The following is a 6,691-nucleotide window of genomic DNA, read 5'->3' on the forward strand; positions in this document are numbered from 1 at the left end:
CCGACAACGACGCCAACGCGTCCTCGGAAAACTCACCCCGGTCGAATTCGAGACCATCCATATCGCCACCACCACTACGCTGGCTGCGTAATCAAACCCGGGTCAACCAACTCGACAGCAGCCCCAACTGAGGGACGGAAGCATACTGCGCGTCGCTACGCATGCCTATTGTGTCGAAGGCGACGAGGTGGTCTTCTCTCTCCTTTGCGAAGGAACACCACCATTCGAGATCGAAACGTTGCGAGTTCCCTTGGCTCTGATGCCAAGCGGATTCGACTGAATCGCGCAGGCGTTTCCGCGCGCCCTCCGCGGGACCTATCCGTCTCTTGTGCCCCTACACAGCGCCCGGGAGCCGGTTGCCGGCCTCGGTGATGCCGCGGCGGGCGTCGAGGCGGACCAGGAACACCAGGCCGAGCACGAAGAAGACGATGAGCGAGACGATCGCGGGGCGGTAGGAGCCGGTGAACTGGAACATCAGGCCGAACAGCAGCGTGCCGAACCAGGAGGTGCCGCGCTCGCAGGCGTTGTAGAGCGCGAAGTACTCGCCCTCGCGGCCGTGGGGGATGAGGAGGCTGAAGAACGAGCGGGAGAGTGCCTGCGTGCCGCCCATCACGAGGGCGATGAGGACGCCGATGGCGAGGAAGAGCGCGACGTTCTCCCGGGGCAGGAACATCGCGAGGACGACGATGACCATCCAGGCCACGGTGCCCCAGACGAGGCAGCGGTAGGCGCCGTACCTCGCCGCGAAGCGGCCGAAGAAGAGCGCGCCGGCGAACGCGACGAACTGGATGAGCAGGATGGCGGCGATGAGGACGCTCTGCCCGATGCCGAGCTCCTTGGAGCCGTAGATGGCGGCGCTGCCGATGACGGTCTGGATGCCGTCGTTGTAGAAGAGGTAGGCCAGCAGGAAGGTGAGCGTCATCGGATAGTTGCGCAGGTCCTTGAGCGTGGCCCAGAGCTGGCCGAAGCTGCGCTGCAGCAGGCTCCCGGTCGCGGAGACCTCGTTGCGGGGCGGGTGGTTGCGCAGCCGCACCACCGGGATGACGGTGAACCCGGCCCACCAGATCGCGGCGCTGAGCAGCGCCAGCCGCACGGCGAGCTCCTTGTCCAGTCCGAACAGGTCGTGGCCCTGGACGAGGACGAGGTTGAGCAGGAGCAGCACCCCGCCGCCGAGGTAGCCGAACGCCCAGCCGCGCGCGGAGACCGCGTCCCGCTCCCACTCCTCGGAGATGTCGACGAGGATCGCGTAGTAGCTCACCAGCGAGCAGCCGCAGAGCACGCTCGAGACGATGACGGCGAAGGCGCCGAGCTGCCAGTGCTCGCCGCTGAGGAAGAAGAGCAGCGCGGCGAAGAGCGACCCCGACCAGCCGAACCACGCCATGTGCCACTTCTTGCGCCCGCTGCGGTCGACGACCGCTCCGACGATCGGCAGCAGGAAGGCGCTGAGGATGGTGGCGAAGCTGGTGAGGTACGACGGCAGCGACCCGGCCGCGAGGTGCAGGCCCAGCACGCTGACGGTCTTGGAGCAGCTGTCGTCGATGTCGCCGACGCAGCCGGCCGCCCGGCCGGCGACGGTGATCATCAGCGGCCCGAACAGCACCGTCAGGACGGTCGTGTAGTAGGCCGAGTTGGCCCAGTCGTACCAGTTCCACGCGTTCTGCTCCCGGCGCCGCAGCACCGGGCGAAGGTCGGCGATCCCGCTCACCTGATGATCACTGTTCCTCCCAGTCCAGCCACTCACCGCGCTCGATCAGCACATCTCGAAGGATGTCGGTCCGATCGGTGAAGATCCCGTCGACACCCCGGTCGAGCAGCACGCGCATTTCGTCGGCGTCGTCGATGGTCCAGGCGTGGACCTCTATTCCGTTGGCATGAGCGCGCCGGACGACGCCCGAGGAGGTGATCGTGAGGCCCATGCGGACGTGCGGGATCTGCAGGGCGGCGGCCGTGAGCCGTCGCAGCGGGAAGGCGGCCGGCGACGCGCGATAGGCCACGACCTCCCACGGCACCGCGCTGGTCGCCACGCGGCCCTCCGTCAGCGCACGGAAGCGCTCCATCTCCGCGGTCGAGAAGGAGCCGATGATCACCCGGTCCTCCAGCCCGCGCTCGCGCAGGAAGCGCGCCATCGCCTCGGCGGTGCCCGGCGCCTTGAGGTCGATGTTGTACCGGACGTACGACGGCAGCGACTCGACCAGCTCCGCCAGGGTCGGGATGGGCTCGGAGCCTCCGATCCGCGCGGCGGCCACCTCGGAGGCGGGGAGGTCGGCGACGGCGCCCGCGTGGTCGGTCACCCGGTCGAGGACCGCGTCGTGGAGGACGACGAGAACGCCGTCCTGGGTCAGATGGACGTCGGTCTCGAGATGGCGGTAGCCCAGGCCGACGGCATGCCGGAAGGCGCGCATCGTGTTCTCGAACCCGATCAGGTCGGGGTGCTTGGCCCCGCCCCGGTGGGCGAAGGCGCGGATCGCCACGGTCGCGTCGTCGGTACGGCGGGTCAGTTGGAGATGTCGCGGAAGGGCTCGATCCGCGCGCCGAGCTCGTTGAGCCGCTCGGCGAGGTCCTCGTAGCCGCGGGCGATGACGTAGGTGCCCCGCAGCACGCTCGTGCCCTTGGCGGCGAGCATCGCGAGCAGGATCACGACGGCCGGGCGCAGTGCCGGCGGGCAGACGATCTCGGCGCCGCTGAAGCGCGACGGGCCCTCGATCATGACGCGGTGCGGGTCGAGCAGCTTGACCTGGCCGCCGAGCTTGTTGAGCTCGGTGAGGTAGATCGCGCGGTTCTCGTAGACCCAGTCGTGCAGCAGGGTCTGGCCGTTGGCCACCGCCGCGATGACGGCGAAGAACGGCAGGTTGTCGATGTTGAGGCCGGGGAAGGGCATCGGGTGGATCTTGTCGTGCGGCGCGTGCAGCACCGAGTGGTGCGTGGTGATGTCGACCAGCCGGGTCTGGCCGTTCGCGGCGACGTACTCCGCCGAGCGGTGGTAGCGGAAGCCCATCTCCTCCAGCGTCGCGAGCTCGATCTCGAGGAACTCGATCGGCACCCGGCGGATGGTGATCTCGGAGTCGGTGACGATCGCGGCGGCGAGCAGGCTCATCGCCTCGATGGGGTCCTCGGCGGGGGAGTAGTCGACGTCCACGTCGATCTCCTCCACGCCCGTCACGGTCAGCGTGGTCGAGCCGATGCCCTCGACCCGCACCCCGAGGAGGCGGAGGTAGAAGCAGAGGTCCTGGACCATGTAGTTGCTGCTGGCGTTGCGGATCACGGTGGTGCCGGGGTGCAGCGCGGCGGCCATGAGCGCGTTCTCGGTGACGGTGTCGCCGCGCTCGGTGAGCACGATCGGGCGGCCCGGCACGATCGCCCGGTCGACGGTCGCGTGGTAGGCGCCCTCGTTGGCCTTGACCTCGAGGCCGAAGGCGCGCAGCGCGGCCATGTGCGGCTCGACGGTGCGCTCGCCGAGGTTGCAGCCTCCGGCGTAGGGGAGGTCGAACGCGTCGGCGCGGTGGAGCAGCGGGCCGAGGAACATCAGGACCGAGCGGGTACGCCGGGCGGCCTCCTCGTCGACGTTGTCCAGGCGCAGCGTGCGCGGCGGCACGATCTCGAGGTCGTTGTCCGCGTTGAGCCAGCGGGTCTGGACGCCGAGGCTGTTGAGCACCTCGATCAGCCGGTTGACCTCCTCGATGCGGGCCACCTTGCGCAGCGTGGTGCGGCCCTTGTTGAGCAGGCTGGCGCAGAGCAGCGCGACGCCGGCGTTCTTCGACGTCTTGACGTCGATTCCGCCGGAGAGCGTCGTGGGGCCGGTGATCCGCAGGTGGACCGGGCCGGCGGCGAGGGAGACGATCTCGGAGTCGACCGCCGCGCCGATGCGGGCGATCATCTCCAGGGTGAGGTTCTGCTGGCCCTTCTCGATCCGGTTGATCGCACTCTGGGAGGTGCCGAGGCGGTCGGCGAGCTGGGCCTGGGTGAGGCCACGGTGGGTGCGGGCGTCCCGGATCAGGTTGCCGATGCGGTCCTTGTAGCCTTCGGAGGCAGCAGCCGTCGTACTCATGTCTCCACGGTAACTCACATATGAGATAGGGCCTAACATGCTCGCCACCACGCTCTCGGACATCCGGACCATCGACTTCACCGAGATGCCGGACCCGGTCATCCAGTATCCGACGGACGCGATCGTGAAGGTCGTCGCGTCGTGCATCTGCGGCTCGGACCTGTGGCCCTACCGCGGCGACAACGGCCCCGTCGAGGCGCCGCGGACCATCGGCCACGAGTGTCTCGGCGAGGTCGTCGAGATCGGCTCCGAGGTCCGCGACTTCGCCGTCGGCGACACCGTCGTGGTGCCCTTCGACCACTGCGACAACACCTGCCCGCACTGTCTCGCCGGCAGCCAGCAGGCCTGCGTGAACTACGAGATGACCGTGAGCGGACAGGGGGAGCTGGCGCGGGTGGCGCAGGCCGACGGCTCGCTGATGCGCCTCGAGGCGCCCGGCGCCGACCGGCTGCCCGACCTGCTGACGCTCTCCGACGTGTTCCCGACGGGCTACCACGCGGCCTTCAGCGCAGGGGTGACGCCCGGGTCGACGGCGGTCGTCGTCGGCGACGGCGCCGTCGGGCTGCTCGGCGTGCTGTCGGCCCGCATCCTCGGCGCGGAGCGGATCATCGCGATGTCGCGGCATGCGTCGCGTCAGCGGCTCGCCACGGCGTTCGGCGCCACCGACATCGTCGCGGCGCGCGGGGAGGAGGGCGAGGCCGAGGTGCTCGAGCTGACCCGTGGCGTCGGTGCCGACGCGGTGCTGGAGTGCGTCGGGACCGGCCCGGCCATGGTGACCGCGTTCAACGTGGTGCGTCCGGGCGCGACGGTCGGGTTCGTCGGTGTGCCGCACGGGGTGGAGCTGCCCGTCGCCACGATGTTCAAGAAGAACGCCCGGCTCGCGGGCGGCCTGGCTCCCGTACGCCGGTACCTTCCCGATCTGCTCCCGCTGGTGCTCGAGGGCTCGGTCAGCCCGGGGCTGGTCTTCGACTCGACCCTGCCGATGTCCGAGGCGGCCGAGGGCTATCGCCAGATGGACGAGCGCGAGGCGATCAAGGTGTTCCTGCAGCCGTAGGCACCGGACCGGCCGCCGCCTGGTCGGCCGGCATCGCGGGAGCGTAGAGGTAGCCCTGAAAGACGGTGCAGCCCAGGTCCAGCAGCGCCTGGCGCTCGTCCTCGTTCTCCACGCCCTCGGCGACCACGTCGAGCGCGAGGTCCTGCGCGAGCCCGATGATCGCGCGGATCAGCGCGCGCGAGCGCCGGTCCGTGCGTACGCCGGCGGTGAAGCTGCGGTCGATCTTGACCTCGGTGACCGGAAGGGTCGCGAGGTTGGAGAGGTTGGCGTAGCCGGTGCCGAAGTCGTCGATGGAGAGCCCGACGCCGATGCTCCGCAGCCCGCGGAGGGCGACGACGCCCGTCTCGGGCAGCGCGGAGGTCGCCCGCTCGGTCATCTCGAGCGTGAGGTCCGCGGGGGAGACGCCGGTGGCGAGGAGCTGGTCGGCGACGTGGCGCACCAGTCCGGGGCGCACCAGGCTGTCGGGGGAGACGTTGACCGAGATCGAGCCGCACGCCACGCCCTCCGCGGTCCAGGCCGCGACCTGGCGGCAGGCGCGCGAGATCGCCCAGAAGTCCAGCTCCTGGAGCAGGCCCAGCTCCTCGGCGAGGGGGATGAAACGCATCGGGGAGACGATGCCCAGCACCGGATGGTGCCAGCGGGCGAGCGCCTCGAAGCCGTGGATCGTGCCGTCCTCCTTGTACTGCGGCTGATACCACTGCATCAGGCTGCCGCGCTCGATCGCGTCGCGCAGCGCGCCGCCCAGCACCAGCCGCTCCCGGACGCCCGCCGAGGCGCTGGCGTCGAAGACCGCCGTCGCGACGCCACGACTCCGGGCGTCCTGCGCCGCGAGCAGGGCGTGCTCGAGCAGGTCGGGTGCCGTCCGGCCGTGCTCGGGGAAGAGGCTGATCCCACCGGTGGCGGTGACGCCGACCTCGTGTCCGTCGACGCCGACCGTCACGTTGACCCGCTGGCGTACCTCCACCGAGCGCAGCTCGGCGATCGCCTCGTCGGCGCCGGGGACGAAGATCGCGAACCGGTTGCTCTCCACCCGGGCGAGCGCCTCGCCGGGCAGGAGCTGGGCCTGGAGCGCCCGGCCGACGGCGACGATCGCCCGGTCGCCGGCGTGGAGGCCCTCGGAGCGGTTGATGTCGCTCAGCCGGTCGACCTCGAGCACGATCGCGGCCGACGGGGACAGCCGGCCCAGCGCCGGCGACATCGCCACCACGTTGTGCCAGCCCCGGCGGTTGAGCAGCCCGGTGAGACTGTCGGTGTTGCTGACCTGGTCGATCTCGCGACGGACCGCCTCGCGCTCGATGGCGAGGAAGCAGAGGTGCACGCTGGCGTCGACGATCCGCAGCAGCTGCTCCACCGGGACGTCCGTGTCGCGCATGTAGAAGGCGAAGGTGCCCACCACCCGGCCGTCGCGCCCCTTCACCGGGTAGGACCAGCACGAGGTGACGCCCACCGGGAGCTCCACGGACTCCCGATAGGGCGCCCACAGCGCGTCGCTGCCGAGGTCGGCGACCATGACCGGCTCGCCGCGCGCGGCCGCGGTGCCGCAGGCGGCGACGCCCTCGCCCACGGCGACGCCGGCGTGGGACGCCTGGTAG

General features: G+C 70.3%; 5 protein-coding genes. 1 reads left to right on the forward strand and 4 read right to left on the reverse strand.

From position 1 onward, the window contains the following. Positions 1-334: 334 nt before the first annotated feature. The 3 genes from QM572_RS11580 to QM572_RS11590 are packed head-to-tail and all read right to left on the reverse strand — an operon-like array spanning position 335 to position 4,045. A complete protein-coding gene (locus tag QM572_RS11580; RefSeq protein WP_415093212.1) occupies positions 335-1,705 on the reverse strand; it encodes an MFS transporter in 1,371 nt (456 codons plus the stop codon). A gap of 7 nt (positions 1,706-1,712) precedes the next feature. Next, on the reverse strand, positions 1,713-2,471 hold the full coding sequence (locus QM572_RS11585; RefSeq protein ID WP_415093214.1) for a glycerophosphodiester phosphodiesterase family protein: 759 nt from the start codon (positions 2,469-2,471) through the stop codon (positions 1,713-1,715). Positions 2,472-2,494: 23 nt separating this feature from the next. Continuing rightward, entirely contained in the window at positions 2,495-4,045 is a 1,551-nt protein-coding gene (locus tag QM572_RS11590; protein WP_415093216.1) for a UDP-N-acetylglucosamine 1-carboxyvinyltransferase, read from the reverse strand. Positions 4,046-4,082: 37 nt separating this feature from the next. Between QM572_RS11590 and QM572_RS11595 the strand changes: the two genes are divergently transcribed. Further along, a complete protein-coding gene (locus QM572_RS11595) occupies positions 4,083-5,099 on the forward strand; it encodes a zinc-binding dehydrogenase (protein ID WP_415093217.1) in 1,017 nt (338 codons plus the stop codon). Here QM572_RS11595 and QM572_RS11600 read toward each other — a convergent pair. Then, positions 5,077-6,691, reverse strand: a 1,615-nt coding sequence (locus QM572_RS11600; RefSeq protein WP_415093219.1) for an EAL domain-containing protein, incomplete at its 5' end; no start/stop codon positions are given. The genes QM572_RS11595 and QM572_RS11600 overlap by 23 nt on opposite strands.

This window comes from Nocardioides sp., from assembly GCF_047607365.1.
In the GTDB taxonomy this organism is placed as follows: Bacteria; Actinomycetota; Actinomycetes; order Propionibacteriales; family Nocardioidaceae; genus Nocardioides.